The organism is Paenibacillus sp. FSL H7-0716 (genome assembly GCF_038002705.1).
GTDB lineage: Bacteria > Bacillota > Bacilli > Paenibacillales > Paenibacillaceae > Paenibacillus_AQ > Paenibacillus_AQ odorifer.
The window spans coordinates 1-19,492 of sequence record NZ_JBBODA010000021.1; the positions used below are offsets into that span (position 1 = coordinate 1).

Below are 19,492 nucleotides of genomic sequence, written 5' to 3' on the forward strand. Positions count from 1 at the left end.
GGCTGATGGTTGATGAGCTGACGGCTGATGGTTGATGAGCTGATGGCTGGTGGTAGATGAGCTGGTGGCTGATGAGCTGATGGCTGGTGGTAGATAGATGATGGTTGATGAGCTGACGGCTGATGGTTGATGAGCTGACGGCTGATGGTTGATGAGCTGATATGCTAACGGACCGAGATGCAGCTATTTGTGTATTTTATGCCTTTTTGGAGGAGTTTCGGACTGGAGAGCCGTTATTCGGCACAAACAGGGTGGATATCGGGCGTTTTGAATCCAATAGTGACTATGGAGTCCGATAAGCAAACCAAATGAACGGAATTGATGCAAATAAGAGCGCTGGGGTCCGATACGAACCTTCCGAACTCAGAACTCCAGAACTCCCGAACTCAGGACTCCAGAATTCAGAACTCCAGAACTCCCGAACTCCCGAACTCCCGAACTCCCGAACTCCATGGTTACTTTGACGCCAGAATTAGATTAGTAGCTAGCAAACTGCGCAATGCGGAGCTTGGCTAATCTTCTGCGGGAAGATTGGAGTTAGTAGCAAAATATCAATTGTAACCTCTGGCTGTAACTTCGCTGTGAAATCGGAGTTAGTTGAGTGGCAGATGAGTTGAGTAACTGGAGGATGTTTGGTGATGCGGAAAGCGAAATGTGGGAAATGGGATATATGACGTGCAAAGTGTAGAAATGCGAATGTGAAAATGTGAAACGAGATGTGCATAAATCGCTGAATGTGAAAATGCTAAATGAGTTGTACAGAAACGCTGATATATGACGAGCAAAAATTGCTGAATGTGGAAATAGGAAAATGTGATCTGTAGAGGCGCTGAAATGTGGAAATCAGAAATATGACGTGTGAAAATCGCTGAATGTGAAATGTGAAGATACGAAATAAGCTGAGCAGAAACGCTCAATGTGGAATTACGAAATGTGATTTGCAAAAACGCTAAAAGTAGAAATACGAAAATGTGATTTGCAGAAATGCGTAAAGGTCACATTCTGCAAATGCGCAAAAGTGAAAGCTCAGAAATCTACTCATAAAAACGGCTTTCCCGTCCAATAAAGGATGGAGAAGCCGTTTTATTTTGCCATTGTGGCTATTGATTACGAGCAGTTGTTCACGACCGAACGATGTTTTGATGTTGCTGCCACTGAGCCAATGCTTTCTCTAGACGCTGGACAGCAACTGGAACTTGCTGTGGTGGCGTGTGTGTGAAGTTAAGGCGCATTTTGTTTTTGTGAGGCTCCGCTGAATAGAATACCTCTCCGGGTACGAACGCTACTCCGTTTTCTACTGCCAGCGGGAGTAATTCCTTAGTGTTAATCTCTTCGGAAAGGGTAAGCCATAGGAACATGCCGCCTCTTGGCTCGAGGAAATGTGCTCCTTCCCAGTCATGTGATCTGAGTTCCGCGGACAGGAGCTTCATACGAGAATGATACTCTCTTGAGATGAGGCGGATATGCTGCTCAATATCAAAATGCAACAGTAGCTCATCTAAAGCACGCTGGTCGATGGTGCTGGAATGCAGATCGGCTGCTTGCTTTGCCTTGGCGATGGTTTTGATTAGTTCAGAATCGCCGATAATCCAGCCGGTGCGCAGGGCAGGGGCGACGATTTTGGAGAAGGTCCCTGTGTAGACTACACAATGATCCCCGCCGAAGCTTCTATCGATGGAGGCTAATGAGGATGGATATAGAGTTTTATCTTCATCAAAGGTTATTTCTCCATAGGGATTGTCCTCTAGAATAAGAACACCGTAACGGCGGCAGATTTCAACCACCTTCTCGCGGCGTTCTTTACTCCAGGTTGCTCCAGACGGATTGTTGAAGGTCGGAACTGCGTATAGCAGTTTTGGCCGATGTATCCGAATCTGCTCTTCCAACTGATCCGGCAAGATGCCATGTTCGTCGTTTGGTATCGAATGAATAGCAGCCCGGTAAGAACCGAGTACCTGTAGTGCTGCCAGATAGGTGGGCGCTTCCACAAAAACGGCATCGCCGGGATCCAGCAATATTTTGCATAACAGATCTATAGCTTGCTGTGAGCCTGTAGTTAATACCATCTCAGAGGCTGTAACCGGGATGCCTTGCCGGGTAAGCCTTTCAGCGATTTTGTCACGTAGTGGAGTGAAACCCTCGGTAAGCCCATATTGAAGCGCTGAGGTGTCGCTGGAGAGCACGCGATTATAGGCATCACGTACGGCCTCCAAGGGAAACAAATCCTCCCCAGGCAGCCCGCCTGCAAGTGAAATGATGTCATTGCCCTGTGTAACTTTTAGAATCTCCCGAACTGCTGATGACCCTAGATGATTGGCTGCCGTTGAGTATTTGATATCCATAAATTAGTTCTCCACCTTTCGATTTGATGCTATCATAATAGGAGCGCTGTATAACAGTAAAGCGTTGAATATAACAGTGGAGGTGAAGGGTTCATGCATATCGATTTGAATCGCAGCGGCAGCAAAACTCTACCCCATCAAATCAGTGAAACCCTCAGTCAGCGGATCTCATCAGGACTGCTTCAGCAAGGTGTCCGGCTGCCCTCTGTTAGAAGTCTAGCTATAACATTGAACGTGAGTCAGGTTACAGTAAGCAAGGCTTACGATATGCTTGAGAAACGAGGACTTATATACTGCAGACAGGGTAAAGGCTGCTTTGTAGCCAATCCAACCCATAATAGACGTCAAGAAGAGGGTTGCTGGCAGGATTTATATGATGATTATTTGCCGCGGGCTCAGCTTTGGCGGAATTTTGATATTTCGGAAGTGAAATATCCCTTTCATTTAGCCGCCATCCACAGTGAGCTGCTGCCACTTCAAGATATTGGTGACACCTACGCGTCCTTGGTCAAAGAGCAACCGGAGCTTATGGCAACCTACGGAAATTTTCAGGGAGATCTTGAACTGCGGAATGTCATGAGAGAACATTTGAAATCGCGTGGGATTTCGCTAACTTCTTCCGATTTGATGATAACCAGCGGGACCCAGCAAGGCATTGATCTGGTGGCTCGTACATTTGTTGGTCCTGGAGATACAGTCTATCTTGAGGCGCCTAGCTATACTGGTGCTATTGATGTATTTGCGGGACGAGGCGCAGAGATGATTTTTGTGCCTACGGATAGTGAAGGGATGCGAGTGGATGTTCTTACAAAAATGTGTGATCAAAGACCCCCAAAGCTAATTTATACCATCCCTACTTTTCAAAATCCAAGCGGCGTAACTATGAGCATCACAAGAAGACAACGACTGCTGGAATTAGCGCGCAGCTACCGTTGCCTCATTGTTGAGGATGACCCATTTAGTGATTTATATTTCCATACACCTCCACCCAGGGCGATTAAATCAATGGATCCCGATGGACATGTAGTCTATATGAAAAGCTTTAGCAAAGTACTTGCACCTGGTTGCCGAATTGCCTGTGTAGCCGCAGAAGGAAATATTCTGTCCCGGCTGATCGCCGCTAAATCTGCGAGTGACCTTGGAAGTCCCTTGCTGACACAGAAGGCCGTATTACCCTTCATCGCTGAAAAATACGACGCCTACGCAGCACAGCTACGAATTACACTCCGTGGTCGTATGGAAAAGGCGGCGAAGCTTCTGAAGCTGTACGCGCCGCCTGGAGTGAACTATATTCTACCAGAGGGAGGACTTAATCTCTGGCTTGAACTGCCCCCTTCTCCTGATATCGCAAGCCTGCATGACTTGGCGGAGCAGGAGAATATTTCTTTTTTACCAGGTGATGTCTGTTACTCTGCGGAAACGCCTTCCCGCCACATCCGTCTTTGCTATTCGCAAATGAAGGAACCGGAAATGGAGGAAGGGTTACTGCGGTTTCTGCGCTTACTTGGCCGGTTTTTGCAATGACACGGTTAAGGGGTGTTCTTTGTTTTTTGTTTTAATTGATTCATTTGTTGGCGTACATGCTGAGGGAAAAGCTGCAATGGGACTTGATTGCCGCTTGCCGCTTGTAGCGTTTTATAAATATCGACCTGACCCCAGCCAAAATATTTATCATGGCCGGAAGTTCCCAGATCAACAGCGTTTTTGGTCATAAGGTCCATAACTTCCTTATTCGTCAGATTAGGATTCAGTGAACGTACCAGACCCGCCAGCGCAGCGACATGGGGGCTGGCCATCGACGTGCCGGATAAAGCGGCATACTGGCTGTCCGGATAGGTGCTTGCGATGCTTTCTCCGGGTGCAGCGACATCAATATAATCGCCGTAGTTGGAGAAGGAGGCTTTTTCCCCTGAAGCATTTGTAGCAGCCACTGCAATCACTTCGGGATAAGCCGCAGGATATCCAGGCCGTTCTGTATTATCATTGCCTGCTGCAGACACAAGCACGATGTCCCGGTCGTAGGCGTATTTAATCGCATCATGGAGGAACTGAGAGTCGGCATAATTCCCTAAACTTAAGTTAATAACCTTTGCGCCATTGTCAGCTGCCCATATGATACCTTCTGCTACGGAATAAGTCGTTCCGGCACCTGAGTTATCTAGCGCTTTTACAGGGAGGATCTTATTGTACCAGCTGATGCCAGCTACGCCTTCCCCGTTGTTAACAAGTGCGCCAATGATACCAGATACATGTGTACCGTGACCTACATCATCTTCGGGTGTGGAACCATTGGTAATGGCATTGTAACCAGTCAAAAGCTTACCTTGTAAATCAGGATGATTAATCTGTACTCCCGTATCGACTACGGCTACAACCACTTCTTTGCTGCCTTTGGAAAGATTCCAACCTAGCTCAGTTTCAATCGCCGGGAGGTTCCATTGGTAAGTGGAGAATAACATGTCGTTAGGCGTGACAGTTCCTTCAGCGTTTTTAGTGATGGTATCATTGGTTAAATACATATAGTGAGGTTCCGTATACTCGGGATGCCATTTGTTGGTGAAATAGGATTTCAGCTGATAATAGGTCATCTTCTCAGAGCGAAAGATATAGGCATATCCCAGCTTGCGTGGCTGCTTGCAGTGGATATCGGCGGTTATCGTCTGGAGCTGTCCCTGAGTCGGAGCATTTCCCTTAAAACGGACTACAATTTCATTCTCATAAAAATGGCTGGCATTTTCGTTATCATGGCCGGTCTTGACTGTAATGTCCTTTAAGTTATCGGTGTGGACTGATTCCACATGGTATTTGCCTTCCTTAGGATACGGAATGAGACGCAGGTTCTTCAGCTGATGGTCTGCCACACGCCCAAGCACCTTTTGGTTAATAAGAGCAATGATCCCTACATTTTTCTGTTTGTTCCGCTGAGCGATAAAGTAATATTTTTCTTTACCGATTGTAAACGTTGGAGATTCATAGGATTGATGACCGTGGATTGCTGATTTTGCCGTATTGAGATATTTTAGAAGCTGTTTGTTCTCCTGTTCGGTTCCTTTTGGAAAAGACGACTTAAAGGTCTCAGTCTTTTGTGTGCGGAAATCGATCCACATCAGCATGGAGATAAACCCGTGGTCTTGCTGCAATCGTTTCGCATACACTGATTTATCATGAATCGAAGACATCCCGTCTGTTTCAGACAGGAGTTTAGTTAAATGTCTACTGACATCGACTCTGTTCAGATGGTCTGTCGCCTCCACATCCTGGCTTAAGGAGGTTTTCTTTAATGTTTTTTCCTGAGAGGGATTTGGAGGTGAATGCAAAGCTGAAGTTGGAGCCGGATTCTGAACAGCGACTTTTGCGACATCTCTGGTCGTCCCATTAGTGGCAGGGCGCAGGGCAAAGGTAAGTAACCCAACTGTAAAAGCTGCTGTAACCAAACCTGCAACTGTTAGATTTTTTCGTGACATGATTTCCGCTCCTCTATGCAATGTAATGTCTATAGGTTTAGAAGAGAGCGTATCTTTTATGCATCTTAGAAAAGGATACCTTCCTAACGTTTTTTATGATAATATCAGAGAGAATAAGTATCTCGAATTGTCTTCTTGATTTTGTAAGAGATACCTCATTAGATGTTGTTCTTAATAATTGTTCAGAAGGTTAGACTTCTCTGTGTTCACATCCTGATATTGCAAGAATAAAGAGATACGTCTTTAGGGCGGTTTCTTTCAGAGGATTAACTTTATTGACTACAAGAGCAGGGAATAATAAGGAGGAGCAACCGCTATGTCAGCAGCCAATGTGCAGAAATTATGTGAATCGACGAGAGATAAACTTAAAGTGGTAATCGACAAAATGGAAGTATTTCTAAATGAGCATGCATTGCCTCAGCTTGTAGTTGAGGGAGATGAGGAAACCGTACAATTTTACCAAGGTTTTCTGTCCGATCTTCGTCACCTATTAGTGTTCTCGGAAATGTCATATGAGAAATTAGGCGTTGCGCTGCGTCGTGCGACATTCGATGAATCTTTTGCACAGAAAGCGCTTTATAATGTATATCACTATGGCGTGAACAACTTCTTTTATCCGAAAAATGAAAGCTATTCTGAAGATGGCCGTTACGCTTATACTGGTCAGGATGCAATCCGTTTCCGCAAAAAGCCAGTACGTCCCGCACGTGATATCATCCTGGAAATCACCAAAACGTATGAAGATCTTCGCGATGATCTCATTTATTATGAGAACGACTATTTGACCGAGAAACGTATGCAAAATCAGGTTTAACTTCTAAATAGTGATCTATAGGGATCAGCAATTTGTCATTTTGTAATGACGATGAGCTGGTCCTTTTTTTGCGTGGATTAAAAGCCTGTCTCGATACATCAACTGGAAACCACTCTGTCGAATAGCGGGTAAATGGAGCGGACATAATGAAGCCGAGGTGATAATTATGTCAAGTGAAAAACCATTAGTAAAATGTAGCGTGAGCAATTGTCATTATTGGGGCGAGCATAATTTATGCCGGGCTGAAGAAATTGTCATCGAGATTGATAAGCACGTAGGCAATGGTTATAAGGAAGAATATGCTGAAGAAATGACAAATGAAGGTCACCGCGATCATGCCAGTACATCATCTGCAACATGTTGTCTGACGTTTAAGCCGAACGCTTAGGAGGCCGCCAGAATGGACACAGAAAAGGATAATGAATCAAGCTCATCACGAGAACAGTCCGGTCCGAGAAAAGTCATTCTTCGTCCGCGGAGAGTGGACTATCCTCGGCGGGACAGAGAGCATCGCGAAGAATACGCTGCTGAGGTAAATCCGGTTCCAATGCAGGTTCGGGATGCCCCGCGTTTAGTGGAAGAGCGCAAGGACAGTGAAGCGGAATATAGTGGAAGCCGGGTAATGGGGTATGTTGGACTGGGGATGGGGATCGCCTCATTGTTCATCTGGTCCTTTATTCTCGGACCCATCGCTGCCATAGTTGGTTATTATTCCTATGTCAAAGAGCAAAAAACGCTTGGGGCATGGGCAATGGGCTTAGGGATTGTTGCGACACTAAGTTACTTCGTGATGATTCCCTTTGCGCGCTAAAAAGAACTGAATGGCTTGATCTAAACAGGCTTTTAGACCTAAATATCAGGGTCTGAAGTCTGTTTTTTCATTCCAACATATAGCAATAATCTCAGATAAAATGTAAGATTAAGCCGTAATTCATCGAAATTTCAACGCGAAACCTTATATATGATTCGAGTAGGACAAAAAAGGAGTGCGCCAGCATGCAGATCAATCCCGCTGTAACCGACGGGTTAGGGCAGCTTAAATGGATCAACCTTAAGGCTACAACCGAAAAAACTAGCTCCGCGAATGGAAATGAACGGTCAACAGGAGTTTCAGCTTCTGGATTTGCGACAATGCTTCAGGCAATGTCAACGAGTAGTGAAAGTTCAAGCTATTTGACCTCTCTTCCGGATGCAACTTCTGTAAGCAGCTTGTTATGGCAGCAGATAGGTGGGACAACAGAAACCTTCAATAACATAATTTCCGGGGAAATAACGGGTTCCACACCTACAAGCTATGATGATCTCATTCAGAAGGCGAGTGCTAAATATGGCGTGCCGATTGATCTGATCAAAGCAGTGATTGATACTGAATCCTCGTTTAATCCTAATGTGGTCTCTTCCGCAGGGGCTAAAGGTTTAATGCAGCTTATGGATGGCACCGCGAGCGGCTTAGGTGTTACTGATTCGTTCGATCCGGCGCAAAACATTGATGGCGGCGTACGTTATTTATCTTATCAACTGAAACGCTTTGGCGGAGAGGAAAAGATGGCACTTGCAGCGTACAACGCAGGGCCGGGACGGGTAACAGATCTGGGAGTAACCAATGATCAGGAATTATTGGAGAAACTTAGCCTGCTCCCAAAAGAGACACAGTCTTATATCTTCAAAATAGAACGCGCCCGCGCTCAATACGCGGTATAATAAAAAGGATCAAACGGGAAACACCGTTTGATCCTTTTTCGATAATAAGTTCACTCAACGAAGTAAAGGAGACATTTGACATATGCTTTACTGGGATTATGCCGCCGCAACACCGCCCTATGAAGAAGTGGTGCAGACGATGGAACAAATTATGAAACTGCATTATGCGAACCCTTCCTCTTTGCACCGTGCGGGCAGTGAAGCGGGTAAGCTGATCAGACGGTCGCGTGAAGTATGCGCTGCTGCTTTATCTGTACAACCGCAGGAGATTCTATTTACTTCTGGTGCAACGGAAAGCAATAATTTGGCGATAAAAGGCGCTGCTCTGCAATATCAGACTAGAGGCCGCCATTTGGTAACTACAGAAATAGAGCATCCCTCTGTATATGAGAGTTTCCTGCAATTGCAGCGAATGGGCTGGGAGGTTACTTTTGTAGCACCCGATAGCACGGGCGTTGTTGATCCTGAGCGCATAGCTGCTGCTGTCCGGCGCGACACAGTTCTTGTTAGTGTGATGCATGTCAATAACGAGATTGGAACGATACAACCGCTTAAAGAGATGGGTAAGCTGATTAAAGCTGTGAATCCGCGAATCTTAATTCATGTAGATGGTGTTCAGGGATATGGTAAGCTTGCAGTTGATTTAAAGGATTGGCAGGTGGATCTTTATAGCCTGTCTCCTCATAAACTTCGAGGCCCACGTGGAGTGGGATTACTGTATATCAAAGATGGAATTAAGCTATTCCCATTGCTTACAGGGGGCTCTCATGAAGAAGGACAACGCGCTGGTACTGAAAATGTACCTGCGATTGTCGCATCTTCCAAAGCTATCCGTATGAGTGGTGAGCAGCGCGAAACCTTCGTTGCACAGTTGGTTCCACTCCGAGATCGATTATTACGCTTCTTGCGCACCGTTCCTGAATTTGTTATAAACAGCAGAGAGGATGGAGCTCCCCATGTTGTACATTTCTCTTACCCTGGCATGAAGGGAGAGGTATTCGCCCGCAAGCTGGAGGAACTGGGGATGGCTGTCTCCACCCGCTCGGCCTGCTCCTCACGACTGGCTGAACCTAGTCGTGTGTTATTGTCTATGGGTAAAGATGTCTCCATTGCTTCAGGTGGGATTCGTATTAGCCTTGGCGACAGTCATACAGATGAGGATGTCGCTGCGCTTGAGCAAGCATTAACCACTGCGGTACAAGCTTTAAAGATTGCTGAAGGAGGAATGAAGTAACAAATGAGCATAATGAATAAGGAATCTGCAGAAGGCAGAGCCCATAGTATAGAATACGCTGATATGCTGCTCCTGCGTTTTGGGGAGTTTACTTTAAAGGGCAAAAATCGTACCCGATTTGAAAAAACCGTACTGCGTCATGTGAAGGAATTGATTAAGCCTTATCCAAACGTAGTTCTGAGCAAGGAATTCGGAAGAATTTACGTGGAACTGAACGGGGAATCTGCGATTGAATTGGTACAAGCACTGAAGAATGTCTTTGGCATTGCTTCAGTCAGTCCAGTGAAGGTTTCTAAGTCAGAGCTTGAAGATATTGTAGCGGTCAGCCGTCAATTTTTGGAGATAATCGCGCCTGCTCCTGGCACCAGATTTAAGGTTAATGCTCGGCGGGTATGGAAAGAGTTCCCTTATGGCTCCATTGAGATGAATAAACTGATCGCGACACCACTATTGCAAGGATATCCTGGCCTCACCGTAGACGTTAAATCGCCTGAATTAGAGCTGAGGGTCGAAATTCGTCAGGGACATACTTATATTTTCTGTGAAAATATTGCCGGTGTAGGCGGATTTCCATTAGGCACTAACGGAAAAGCGATGTTATTGCTGTCCGGTGGCATTGATAGTCCCGTAGCAGGCTGGTCATCCATGCGGCGCGGACTCGAAGTGGAATGTGTGCACTTCTACAGTTATCCTTATACAAGCGAGCTTGCTAGACAAAAAGTTGTGGATCTTGCGCGGGTATTGTCACGTTATGCGGGTGTTATTAAGCTGCATCTGGTACCCTTTACAGAAGTGCAGACTTCCTTTACCGGTATTGGCCAGGATAATTTGATTATTACGCTGATGCGGCGGGCAATGCTGAGAATTACTACCCAGCTTGCTGATCGCGAAGGTGCATTGGCGATTGTAACCGGGGATAGTCTGGGACAAGTCGCTAGCCAGACCTTGCCAAGCATGAACGTGATTGGCCGGGCGACAACCCTCCCCCTTCTGCGTCCGCTGGTAATGATGGACAAAAGTGATATCGTGGACCTGTCGAAGAACATCGGTACCTATGATTTGTCTATCCTTCCTTATGAGGATTGCTGTACTTTATTTGTTCCAAAATCACCTACAACAAATCCGAATTTACGGATTGTGGATAAGATAGAGGCTACGCTTCCGGGATATTCTGAACTTCTGGAAGCAGCGATTGAAGCCACAGAGACCGTGTTAATCACTCCTTATGGAGATGAGAAGCCTAGTGATGTTGTAAGTGTTGAGGCTGGATTACAGGAAGAATGGTTCTAAAATAATAAACCAAAAAACTGCCTTGGAGCGTAGTGAAATCTACGTTCTGAGGCAGTTTTTTTGTGGTTTAGACGATTGTGCCCTCCTGAGGCTCTTCTGGTTTTGATTGGCGTTTCCAATGTCCTGCTGCCAAGATACCTATAATGATCACGATTATAAACAGATATTTGAGCAGCGGATGATGATCAAAAAATGGCGCAAGCTGATGTTCATCCGTCATCATACTTGAAGCAGTAAAACCTAAGACAGCAGAACCAATATAAATGATCCATGGATATTTGTTGATTAATTTAATAAAAAGGGTACTTCCCCACACAACAATGGGGACACTGATCAGCAGTCCTATGATAACTAGTGAGATATTATGCTTGGCAGCTCCGGCAATGGCGATCACATTATCAAGACCCATGGCAGCATCAGCTAAAATGATTGTCCCTACAGCGGACCACAAGCTTTGACCTGCCTTGATATCTGTTGAAGTGTTCTCACTGGTTAACAGCTTATAGGCAATCAGAATGAGTAAAATCCCTCCGGCAAGCAGTAACCAGGGGATTTTCAACAACCATACGACCAGAATCGTTGCGAAGATCCGCAACACTACAGCACCTGCTGTTCCAAATACGATAGCCTTTTTTTGCGTGTCTGACGGTAAATTACGCGCCGCAAGACCGATCACAATAGCATTATCTCCCGCCAAAATAAGATCTAGAAAAATAATGTTGAGCAGCGATAATATAAACTCCCAGATGGATGTATTCAAAGCGAAGTCACTCCCAAGTGTTGTTAGATTGAGCTTCAAAATATGCTTAGTTTTGTATACGCAAAAAAAGGAGCCAACATGCGTTCACGCTCAAAAAAAGTTGGACAGGAAGCATAGCTTGTCATTTCCGAACATACAAGTAGTTACATGTGACTCGGGGAGGTAAGTGCGAATGGATTCATTATTGCTCCTTGGTGAAATATTGATGATTAATCTGGTGCTGAGCGGAGATAATGCAATGGTTATCGCAATGGCCAGCAAGGATCTTTCGGCGAAGCACCGAAAGACTGCGGTTTGGTGGGGCTCAGCAGGCGCAGTTGTTCTGCGGTGTTTGCTTACTTTTGTGGCGGTATTGCTATTAAAAATCCCTTATATTCAGGCAGGAGGGGGAATGCTGCTGCTATGGATAGCGTTCAAGCTGCTTTTGGAGGAAGAGGAGGATCTCAGAGTAAGGGAATCATCCTCAGTCTGGAAAGCAATCCGAACGATTCTTGTAGCAGACTTCATTATGAGCCTGGATAATGTACTAGCCATTGCAGGAGTAGCTAAAGGAGATTTGGCTTTAATTGTCATCGGGATTGCCCTTAGCATTCCGATAGTAGTGTGGGGAAGCGGCATCATTGTAGGCTGGCTGCACCGGTTTCCAGTGCTCGTATTTATCGGTGCTTATATATTGGCGTTTACAGCAGGGGATATGTTGCTTCAGGATGCAAAATTAGGGACGATGCTCTCCTTTTTGTTCCCTTCCTCACATTCCTATTTGCCCATTGCTTTAGGAATATTAGTTGTGGTTACGGGAGCAATTAAACGCAGAAAAACATCTGCAGGTTAATAAACTGCAATAAAAGGCAATACTAAACGGACATCTCCATAAATTGGAATTGTCCGTTTTTTTGCGCGATCAGAAGTACTTATCGACACTGATTAATCACAGGGAGTGATGGCATTTTGTGTATGTTTCGGATAATATATGAGTAAGAATCCTGTCGCTTTCAGGCTATAAGGTGACGAGGAAATGAGGTAGACGTGAAATTGAAGGGATGGGTGAAGGATGTCTTCAAAGAAAGATATACAGCTAGGAATTTTTATTGTTGCTGCTGGCATCGTGATTTTATTAGGTAAGCTGGGCGTCTTCGGATATTTGGGCCGCGCGCTTTGGCCTCTAGTGATTTTAATTCCAGGAATAGTACTACACATGTTATTTTTCAGCCGTCGTGCTTCGGCCTCGGTATTGGTTCCTGCCGGGATATTAACGGTGTATGGTTTGTTGTTTGGTCTTTGCAATATTTGGGGATGGGGGCTTATGAGAAGCTTATGGCCTGTGCTGTTGCTTGGTCTTGCCGTGGGCTTGTATGAATACTCTATCTATGAACCAAGACGGACGGGTGGACTGTCAGCAATTGCTGTAACATTAGGCTTACTAAGCCTTGCACTTTGTATTTTCAGCCTTATGGGCACCGGCGCGATCTACCTGATCGGGATTGTATTAATAGCTGTAGGAATTTGGCTGATTACAGGACGAGGCAGAGTACGTGGCCGGAATAGATGGTATCGAAGCTAATTGCTGTAGGATCTTGTGAAAAAAAACGGAAATTGGTAACTGTTTTTTTCATAAAAAGACTTGCTTTTCATAGTACTTTCACTATAATATTAATGTTATGTTGAAGCGTCGGCTTTCTGCCTGGCGCTTCTTTTGTGAGACTGCCGTGACATGCTATGAATTTTAACAGTTTTAATTTGATAAATGAGAGGATTTGGATACAAATCATGCATTCAAGAAAAGATATTCGCAACATTGCGATCATTGCCCACGTTGACCATGGCAAAACAACACTCGTCGATCAGCTCCTTCAACAATCGGGGATCTTCAGCGCCCATGAGCACTTGCAAGAACGTGCTATGGACTCTAATGATATCGAACGGGAACGTGGAATTACAATCCTAGCTAAAAATACAGCAATTACTTATAAAGAGTTTTTGATCAACATTGTGGATACACCTGGACATGCTGACTTTGGTGGCGAAGTAGAACGGATCATGAAAATGGTTGACGGTGTATTGCTGGTTGTTGATGCTTATGAAGGCTGCATGCCGCAAACGAAATTCGTTCTGCGTAAAGCATTGGAACAAAAACTTACACCGATTGTTGTCGTGAACAAGATTGACCGTCCAGCTGCTCGTCCTAAGGAAGTTATTGATGAAGTGCTCGATTTGTTCATCGAACTTGAAGCAAATGACGAACAATTGGAATTCCCTGTTGTTTATGCATCTGCTCTTAATGGTACATCAAGCATGGTTCCTGAGAAACAAGATGAAACGATGCTTTCGCTCTACGAAACCATTGTTGAACATATTCCAGCTCCAACCGAAAGTGTTGAAGAACCGCTTCAATTCCTCGTAACGTTGATGGATTATAACGAATACTTGGGTCGTATTGCGATTGGACGTGTTAACCGCGGTGTGATCAAACAAGGTCAATCTGTAACAGTTATTATGCGTGATGGTAAGAGCAAAACTGCACGTATCGAGAAATTGTTCGGCTTCCAAGGTTTGAAACGTATTGAAACAGAGCAAGCGGGCGCAGGGGATATCGTTGCTATTGCAGGGATCAAGGACATCAACATTGGTGAGACCATTGCTGATCCTGCAAACCCTGAAGCACTTCCGGTTCTGAAGATTGACGAGCCGACCATGCAAATGACATTCCTAGTGAATAACAGTCCTTTTGCTGGTAAAGAAGGTAAATGGGTAACTTCCCGTAAACTACGTGAGCGTCTATTTAAAGAACTTGAAACAGACGTGAGTTTGCGTGTGGAAGAAACTGATAGTCCTGACGCATTTATCGTTTCTGGACGCGGTGAGCTTCACCTTGGTATTCTGATCGAGAATATGCGTCGTGAAGGTTATGAAATGCAAGTTTCTAAACCACAAGTAATCATTAAAGAAATCGACGGTGTCAAAATGGAGCCGCTTGAACGTCTAATGATTGATATTCCAGAAGAGAGCATGGGCTCTGTTATGGAGAGTCTGGGTACTCGTAAAGCCGAAATGGTCAATATGATTAACAACGGTACGGGTCAAGTACGTCTGGAGTTCCTGATTCCTGCACGTGGATTGATTGGTTACAACACTTACTTCTTGACTTTGACACGCGGTTACGGCGTTATGAACCATGCTTTTGACAGCTACGCTCCACTGGTTGCTGGTCAAGTTGGAGGACGTCATCAAGGTGTGCTTGTAGCAAGTGAGACTGGATCAACAACTCAATACGGAATCGTGGGTGTTGAGGATCGTGGTATTCTCTTCTTGGATGCAGGTACAGAAATTTATGAAGGTATGATCGTAGGCGAGCATACCCGTGATAACGATATTATCGTTAACATCTGTAAAGAAAAAGCACTTACCAACATGCGTACCTCAGGCAAAGATGATACTGTAAAAATGAAGACACCACGCACCTTCTCTTTGGAAGGCGCACTTGAATATTTGAACGATGATGAATATTGTGAAATTACACCTAAATCCATTCGTTTGCGTAAAAAGATTCTGAACAAAGGCGAACGCGAACGTGTAGAGAAACAACGTAAAACAGCACAAGCCAACGCGTAAACACATGCTTATGAATAAGACCGCCGGATTATTGCATCCGGCGGCTTTTTTTAATATAAGAAACAAAAAATTCCCCTACTGATGATATAATGTAAACGTATCTTAAATTTGGGAGGAGTGCGGTTATCTATGCAGGTGTGGTTCGCTGAGCATCCAATCGTCGCTTATATTGTTATCTTTATATTGCTTACTTTTGTTTATAATCAAGTCTTTCGTGTGAATCAAAAGTTATCGATTGGCAAGGAAATCATGCTCTACATAATGATGGCGATTGGCTCTGGCATGCTCCTCATTTTCCAACATGATAAGCTTCCGATTATCCAATGTCTGTTGGTTGCTGTCGGATTAATGCTGATGGTACGGATACGTTATATAGTAGAAGCTCGACAGAAGAGAAAGGCTGCGGCAGCAGCGAAGAGATCGTAATCGCAACTTTTGTACCTTAAGGATCGTCTAATTAATGTAGCAATTCTAATTCTAAATGAAATGAAAAGGACTTTATTCTATTATGAGTACAAGAAACAGCAGTTTACCTCCAAGAGCAAACGGGCAACAACCTACTAATAGAAAACAGCCTGTGAAGGGTGTTTCTAAGAAAAAAACGAAAAAGAAAGTAAAAAAGAGAGGTTTTTTTGGCAGATTAGTTAGAGTATTGTTAACTTTGCTAATTATTGCGATCCTCGGCGTGCTGGGTTATGGCGGTTATCTGTATTGGAAGCTTGAGCATGGCGTATTTAATGCAGGGGTTGAGGGTACGGTTGCTCCAGGGCATTCCGCTTCAGAAAAACCACTGACAATGCTTATACTGGGAACGGATAACAGACCTAAACACGAGTCTTATTTGACTGACGTGATCATGGTTGCAGCACTTAATCCAAAGACTAAATCAGCGACTATTGTTTCGCTTCCTCGTGATACCTATGTGGAGCTAAGCGGCTATAAGAAAACGAAAATTAATGAATTTTATGCTCGCTTCAAGGGTAAGGAGAAATCCTCTGGTCTACTGGCTGAAGATGAGATGAAGACGATGATGGGTAAGTATTTGGATATTGATGTAGATTATACAACGATTCTTGATTTTCAGGGCTTCCGTGATGTAGTGGACGAGCTTGGGGGAGTCGAAGTAAATATCAGTGAAAATATGTGTTATACAGACACTGTGGATGGCACGAATATCAATCTGAAAAAGGGTCCGGCAGAGCTGGATGGAAAAAATGCATTGGACTATGTGCGATATCGTAAATCCAATTGCAAGCCTAAGACCAACGCATCAGATGATTTTGATCGCAACAAACGCCAGAACGAAGTTCTGAACAGTCTGGTGGATCAGATGCAATCGCTTGGTGGCGTATTAAAAATCGGCAAGGTGCTTGATGCAGTGGACAGTAACATGAAGACAGATATCGAAAATTCGCAAATCAAAGATATGATTGCGACGTATTGGAAGATTTCCAAAGAGAATATCGAATTTAAGCCGGTTACTGGAACGTGGCGAAGTCCATATGTATATATTAATGATGAGGAGTTTGAGGCCGCTAAGAAAAGCTTGCAGGATCGGATTGCAGGAATTTCCACTGGAGCTGATTCGACAGCTGCTGAGACGCCTTGAGGACCTTAATATCTTCCATAGCTAAAATTGAATGCAAGTTTCAGCCTGTGCTATAATATAATAAATCGAATGAATTAACGTCGCATAGGGGGCCAGTACTTATGTCCGAAGCCGTTGCTCAGCTGAATGAAACTTTGCTATCGATGCTGCAATCGGAAACCTTTGTTCTTCTAAACACAGTTGATGCGGAGACAGGCGGTCCTACATCCACAGCGATTTCGTGGCTTTATGCTGTTAGTCCTAGTACTGTGCGTTTGGCTATTGATCATCGTTCAAGACTTGTGAATAATATGAAGGTAAATCCATTAATAACTATAACTGTGTTTGGTGAAGGAACTGTCTATGCCATTAACGGTAGTGCTGCTGTAAAGCAGGACCCGCTAGAAGATGTTCCTTTTAAGATGTGCTGTTTTGATGTTGAAATTCAAGCGGTCCGCAACGCGCTTTTTTACGGCGCGCAGCTGGACTCCGCCCCAAGATATGCGAAAGTTTATGATGGACGTGCCGCTGAGAAGTTGGACGGACAAGTATTTGCTGCCATGAAAAAAGCCTAGTGAAAATATCACTGGGCTTTTTTTGAACTCAAAGAACATCTTTTGTTCTCAACCTCTACTGTGCATTTTTTTGCGGCTTGGTATCCTCTGGCAGCTGTGGCATGATTCTTCCGATAATATCAGCCAGCTCGGATGAGAATCCGGATATCGGATGTCCCTTGGAGATATGGCGGCTCATTTCCGCTAATCTGCTGGAGAGATCCATATCGGCAGTGACAAGCGCCCGTACACTTCTTGGGTCTTTGCGGATGGCTTCCGCTACAGAATATTTGATGCTTCCTACACGTGAACGGCCTAGAGAACCTTCTACATCAAGACCAACAATGGCAACTTTGTTCATGACTACACAGTGCGCGCCATTTACACCGGGAACTCTTTTGGCCAACTGTTCAAAATGATCCTTAAGTGCAATTTCACTTTCTCCATTAACATTGGCGGCTTGACCAGCTTTTGAGGTGGCTTTAGGATTAGACGCACCATCATTGGACAATTGCCGGACCTCATGGTTCCCCGTACCCTTTACAGCATTCGCAGATTGTTTATTCTGAGGAGAGGGTGATGTCTTTTTATTAGCGATACCGCAGCTTGTCAGTAGCAGCAGTACCAGCAACAGACATATTGATTTTCTCATATGTGATTACTCCTTTCAGCCAAAGAATCGTTTCTGTACCATATCTTTTCCCTTGGCGGAAAGAGTTATGTATGATCAATCAAACCAGGCGCTGTGGAGGGGATAATATGAACAAGATATTTGTGCTAGATACCAACGTGCTTTTGCACGACCCCAATTCAATTTTCTCTTTCAAGGAGCATGAGGTGGTTATTCCGGCCGTTGTGCTGGAAGAAATCGACTCCAAGAAGCGCAATGCTGACGAAATCGGTCGGAATGCCCGTACGGTATCCCGATTGCTTGATGGACTCCGGGAACTAGGTCATTTGCATAGTGGTGTGGAACTGGAGCATGGAGGCAAGCTGAAGGTAGAACTTAACCATCGCAGTTTTGTGAAGGTACAGGAAATGTTTGGCGAGGTGTCTAACGACAATCGGATTTTGGCTGTTGCTCTCAATTATTTGAATGAAGAGAATGAGAAGCCCGATCCGCGTCCCGTTGTGCTTGTGAGCAAGGATGTACTGGTTCGTATTAAAGCGGATGTACTGGGAATTACGCCAGAGGATTATTTGTCAGATCGTACTGGAGACTTAAATGAACTATACACTGGTTACCAATCTCTGCAGGTTCATCCCGCATTGATTGATGAATATTACAGTCACCGCTCTCTGACGGTAAAACAGCTTGCGTTGTCGTATCCGTTGTACCCTCATGAATTTGTGATTCTCAAGGATGAGATTGGCACTGGCAAATCAGCTCTTCTCAAAGTGAATAGTGATGCCACACGGCTGGAGCCACTCTATCTGGGCAATGATTCGGTTTGGGGGATTAGCGCCCGTAATGCTCAACAACGAATGGCGCTGGAGCTGCTGCTAAATGATGAAATCCCACTCGTAACGATCACGGGTAAGGCTGGGACAGGGAAGACGTTATTGGCGCTTGCAGCCGGACTATTCAAAGTGGAGGATGAACATAAATACAAAAAATTGCTTATCGCCCGTCCGGTCGTTCCTATGGGTAAAGACATTGGGTATTTGCCCGGTGAGAAGGATGAGAAGCTTAGACCCTGGATGCAGCCTATTTATGATAATCTGGAATTCCTGTTCGATACCAAAAAAGCTGGCGATATCGATAAAATCTTAATGGGGTTAGGAAGTATACAGGTAGAAGCCTTAACCTATATTCGCGGCCGTTCAATCCCCTCGCAGTTCATTATTATTGATGAGGCGCAGAACCTTTCCCGTCATGAGGTGAAGACCATTGTCTCCAGAGCGGGAGAAGGAAGTAAAGTCATTCTTATGGGCGATCCGGAGCAAATCGATCATCCATATCTGGATGCTGCGAGCAACGGACTGAGCTATATCGTCGAGAAGTTTAAGCAGCAAGGGATTAGCGGACATATTACTTTGGAAAAAGGTGAGCGTTCCCGCTTGGCGCAATTGGCCGCGGATCTACTCTAACCGTTCATCAATCCTATTTTCAGCCGGGAGAAGCAAACACTCCCG

At 44.8% G+C, this 19,492-nt stretch carries 18 protein-coding genes; 14 read left to right on the forward strand and 4 right to left on the reverse strand.

Features of this window, described 5'->3' with window-relative positions:
* Nucleotides 1-1,121: 1,121 nt before the first annotated feature.
* Nucleotides 1,122-2,342 carry an aminotransferase-like domain-containing protein gene (locus tag MHH60_RS22565; RefSeq protein WP_076136559.1) on the reverse strand — a complete coding sequence of 407 codons (1,221 nt, stop codon included), beginning with the start codon at nucleotides 2,340-2,342 and terminating at the stop codon, nucleotides 1,122-1,124.
* Between the two features lie 93 nt (nucleotides 2,343-2,435).
* On the opposite strand from MHH60_RS22565, the gene pdxR reads away from it, so the two are divergent.
* A complete protein-coding gene (gene pdxR, locus MHH60_RS22570; RefSeq protein ID WP_076136557.1) occupies nucleotides 2,436-3,866 on the forward strand; it encodes a MocR-like pyridoxine biosynthesis transcription factor PdxR in 1,431 nt (476 codons plus the stop codon).
* A 5-nt stretch (nucleotides 3,867-3,871) separates the two neighbouring features.
* Here pdxR and MHH60_RS22575 read toward each other — a convergent pair whose 3' ends face one another.
* On the reverse strand, nucleotides 3,872-5,806 hold the full coding sequence (locus tag MHH60_RS22575) for a S8 family peptidase (protein WP_076136555.1): 1,935 nt from the start codon (nucleotides 5,804-5,806) through the stop codon (nucleotides 3,872-3,874).
* Nucleotides 5,807-6,122: 316 nt separating this feature from the next.
* On the opposite strand from MHH60_RS22575, the gene MHH60_RS22580 reads away from it, so the two are divergent.
* The 6 genes from MHH60_RS22580 to thiI all read left to right on the forward strand — a co-directional run bounded on the left by MHH60_RS22580 (nucleotide 6,123) and on the right by thiI (nucleotide 10,845).
* Nucleotides 6,123-6,620 carry a YpuI family protein gene (locus tag MHH60_RS22580; protein ID WP_036683764.1) on the forward strand — a complete coding sequence of 166 codons (498 nt, stop codon included), beginning with the start codon at nucleotides 6,123-6,125 and terminating at the stop codon, nucleotides 6,618-6,620.
* Between the two features lie 199 nt (nucleotides 6,621-6,819).
* Nucleotides 6,820-7,008: a DUF1540 domain-containing protein gene (locus tag MHH60_RS22585; RefSeq protein WP_370511262.1), complete on the forward strand. Its 189-nt coding sequence runs from the start codon at nucleotides 6,820-6,822 to the stop codon at nucleotides 7,006-7,008.
* A gap of 12 nt (nucleotides 7,009-7,020) precedes the next feature.
* On the forward strand, nucleotides 7,021-7,431 hold the full coding sequence (locus tag MHH60_RS22590; protein ID WP_076136553.1) for a hypothetical protein: 411 nt from the start codon (nucleotides 7,021-7,023) through the stop codon (nucleotides 7,429-7,431).
* Nucleotides 7,432-7,616: 185 nt separating this feature from the next.
* On the forward strand, nucleotides 7,617-8,321 hold the full coding sequence (locus MHH60_RS22595) for a lytic transglycosylase domain-containing protein (protein WP_038572880.1): 705 nt from the start codon (nucleotides 7,617-7,619) through the stop codon (nucleotides 8,319-8,321).
* A gap of 82 nt (nucleotides 8,322-8,403) precedes the next feature.
* Nucleotides 8,404-9,555 carry a cysteine desulfurase family protein gene (locus tag MHH60_RS22600; protein ID WP_076136551.1) on the forward strand — a complete coding sequence of 384 codons (1,152 nt, stop codon included), beginning with the start codon at nucleotides 8,404-8,406 and terminating at the stop codon, nucleotides 9,553-9,555.
* A gap of 3 nt (nucleotides 9,556-9,558) precedes the next feature.
* Nucleotides 9,559-10,845, forward strand: a complete 1,287-nt coding sequence (gene thiI, locus MHH60_RS22605; RefSeq protein ID WP_256715163.1) for a tRNA uracil 4-sulfurtransferase ThiI — start codon at nucleotides 9,559-9,561, stop codon at nucleotides 10,843-10,845.
* 67 nt (nucleotides 10,846-10,912) lie between these two features.
* Here the strand turns inward: thiI and MHH60_RS22610 are convergent, their stop codons facing one another.
* On the reverse strand, nucleotides 10,913-11,605 hold the full coding sequence (locus MHH60_RS22610) for a TerC family protein (RefSeq protein ID WP_076098540.1): 693 nt from the start codon (nucleotides 11,603-11,605) through the stop codon (nucleotides 10,913-10,915).
* A 172-nt stretch (nucleotides 11,606-11,777) separates the two neighbouring features.
* Here MHH60_RS22610 and MHH60_RS22615 point away from each other — a divergent pair, with 172 nt between their 5' ends.
* The 6 genes from MHH60_RS22615 (at nucleotide 11,778) to MHH60_RS22640 (ending at nucleotide 17,377) form a co-directional block, all read left to right on the forward strand.
* The gene (locus MHH60_RS22615; RefSeq protein ID WP_076136549.1) at nucleotides 11,778-12,437 is read left to right on the forward strand and encodes a TerC family protein; all 660 of its coding nucleotides are present in this window, start codon (nucleotides 11,778-11,780) and stop codon (nucleotides 12,435-12,437) included.
* Nucleotides 12,438-12,656: 219 nt separating this feature from the next.
* On the forward strand, nucleotides 12,657-13,166 hold the full coding sequence (locus tag MHH60_RS22620; RefSeq protein ID WP_076136547.1) for a hypothetical protein: 510 nt from the start codon (nucleotides 12,657-12,659) through the stop codon (nucleotides 13,164-13,166).
* Between the two features lie 206 nt (nucleotides 13,167-13,372).
* A complete protein-coding gene (gene typA, locus MHH60_RS22625) occupies nucleotides 13,373-15,214 on the forward strand; it encodes a translational GTPase TypA (RefSeq protein WP_076129029.1) in 1,842 nt (613 codons plus the stop codon).
* A 129-nt stretch (nucleotides 15,215-15,343) separates the two neighbouring features.
* A complete protein-coding gene (locus MHH60_RS22630) occupies nucleotides 15,344-15,640 on the forward strand; it encodes a YlaH-like family protein (RefSeq protein ID WP_036683721.1) in 297 nt (98 codons plus the stop codon).
* 82 nt (nucleotides 15,641-15,722) lie between these two features.
* Complete coding sequence (locus MHH60_RS22635; protein ID WP_076136545.1) at nucleotides 15,723-16,823, forward strand: LCP family protein; 1,101 nt, start codon at nucleotides 15,723-15,725, stop codon at nucleotides 16,821-16,823.
* A 101-nt stretch (nucleotides 16,824-16,924) separates the two neighbouring features.
* On the forward strand, nucleotides 16,925-17,377 hold the full coding sequence (locus MHH60_RS22640; protein WP_076136543.1) for a pyridoxamine 5'-phosphate oxidase family protein: 453 nt from the start codon (nucleotides 16,925-16,927) through the stop codon (nucleotides 17,375-17,377).
* 55 nt (nucleotides 17,378-17,432) lie between these two features.
* Here MHH60_RS22640 and MHH60_RS22645 read toward each other — a convergent pair whose 3' ends face one another.
* Nucleotides 17,433-18,008: a YhcN/YlaJ family sporulation lipoprotein gene (locus tag MHH60_RS22645; RefSeq protein ID WP_076136541.1), complete on the reverse strand. Its 576-nt coding sequence runs from the start codon at nucleotides 18,006-18,008 to the stop codon at nucleotides 17,433-17,435.
* Nucleotides 18,009-18,115: 107 nt separating this feature from the next.
* Between MHH60_RS22645 and MHH60_RS22650 the strand changes: the two genes are divergently transcribed.
* Entirely contained in the window at nucleotides 18,116-19,447 is a 1,332-nt protein-coding gene (locus tag MHH60_RS22650; protein ID WP_036683710.1) for a PhoH family protein, read from the forward strand.
* Nucleotides 19,448-19,492: the final 45 nt, after the last annotated feature.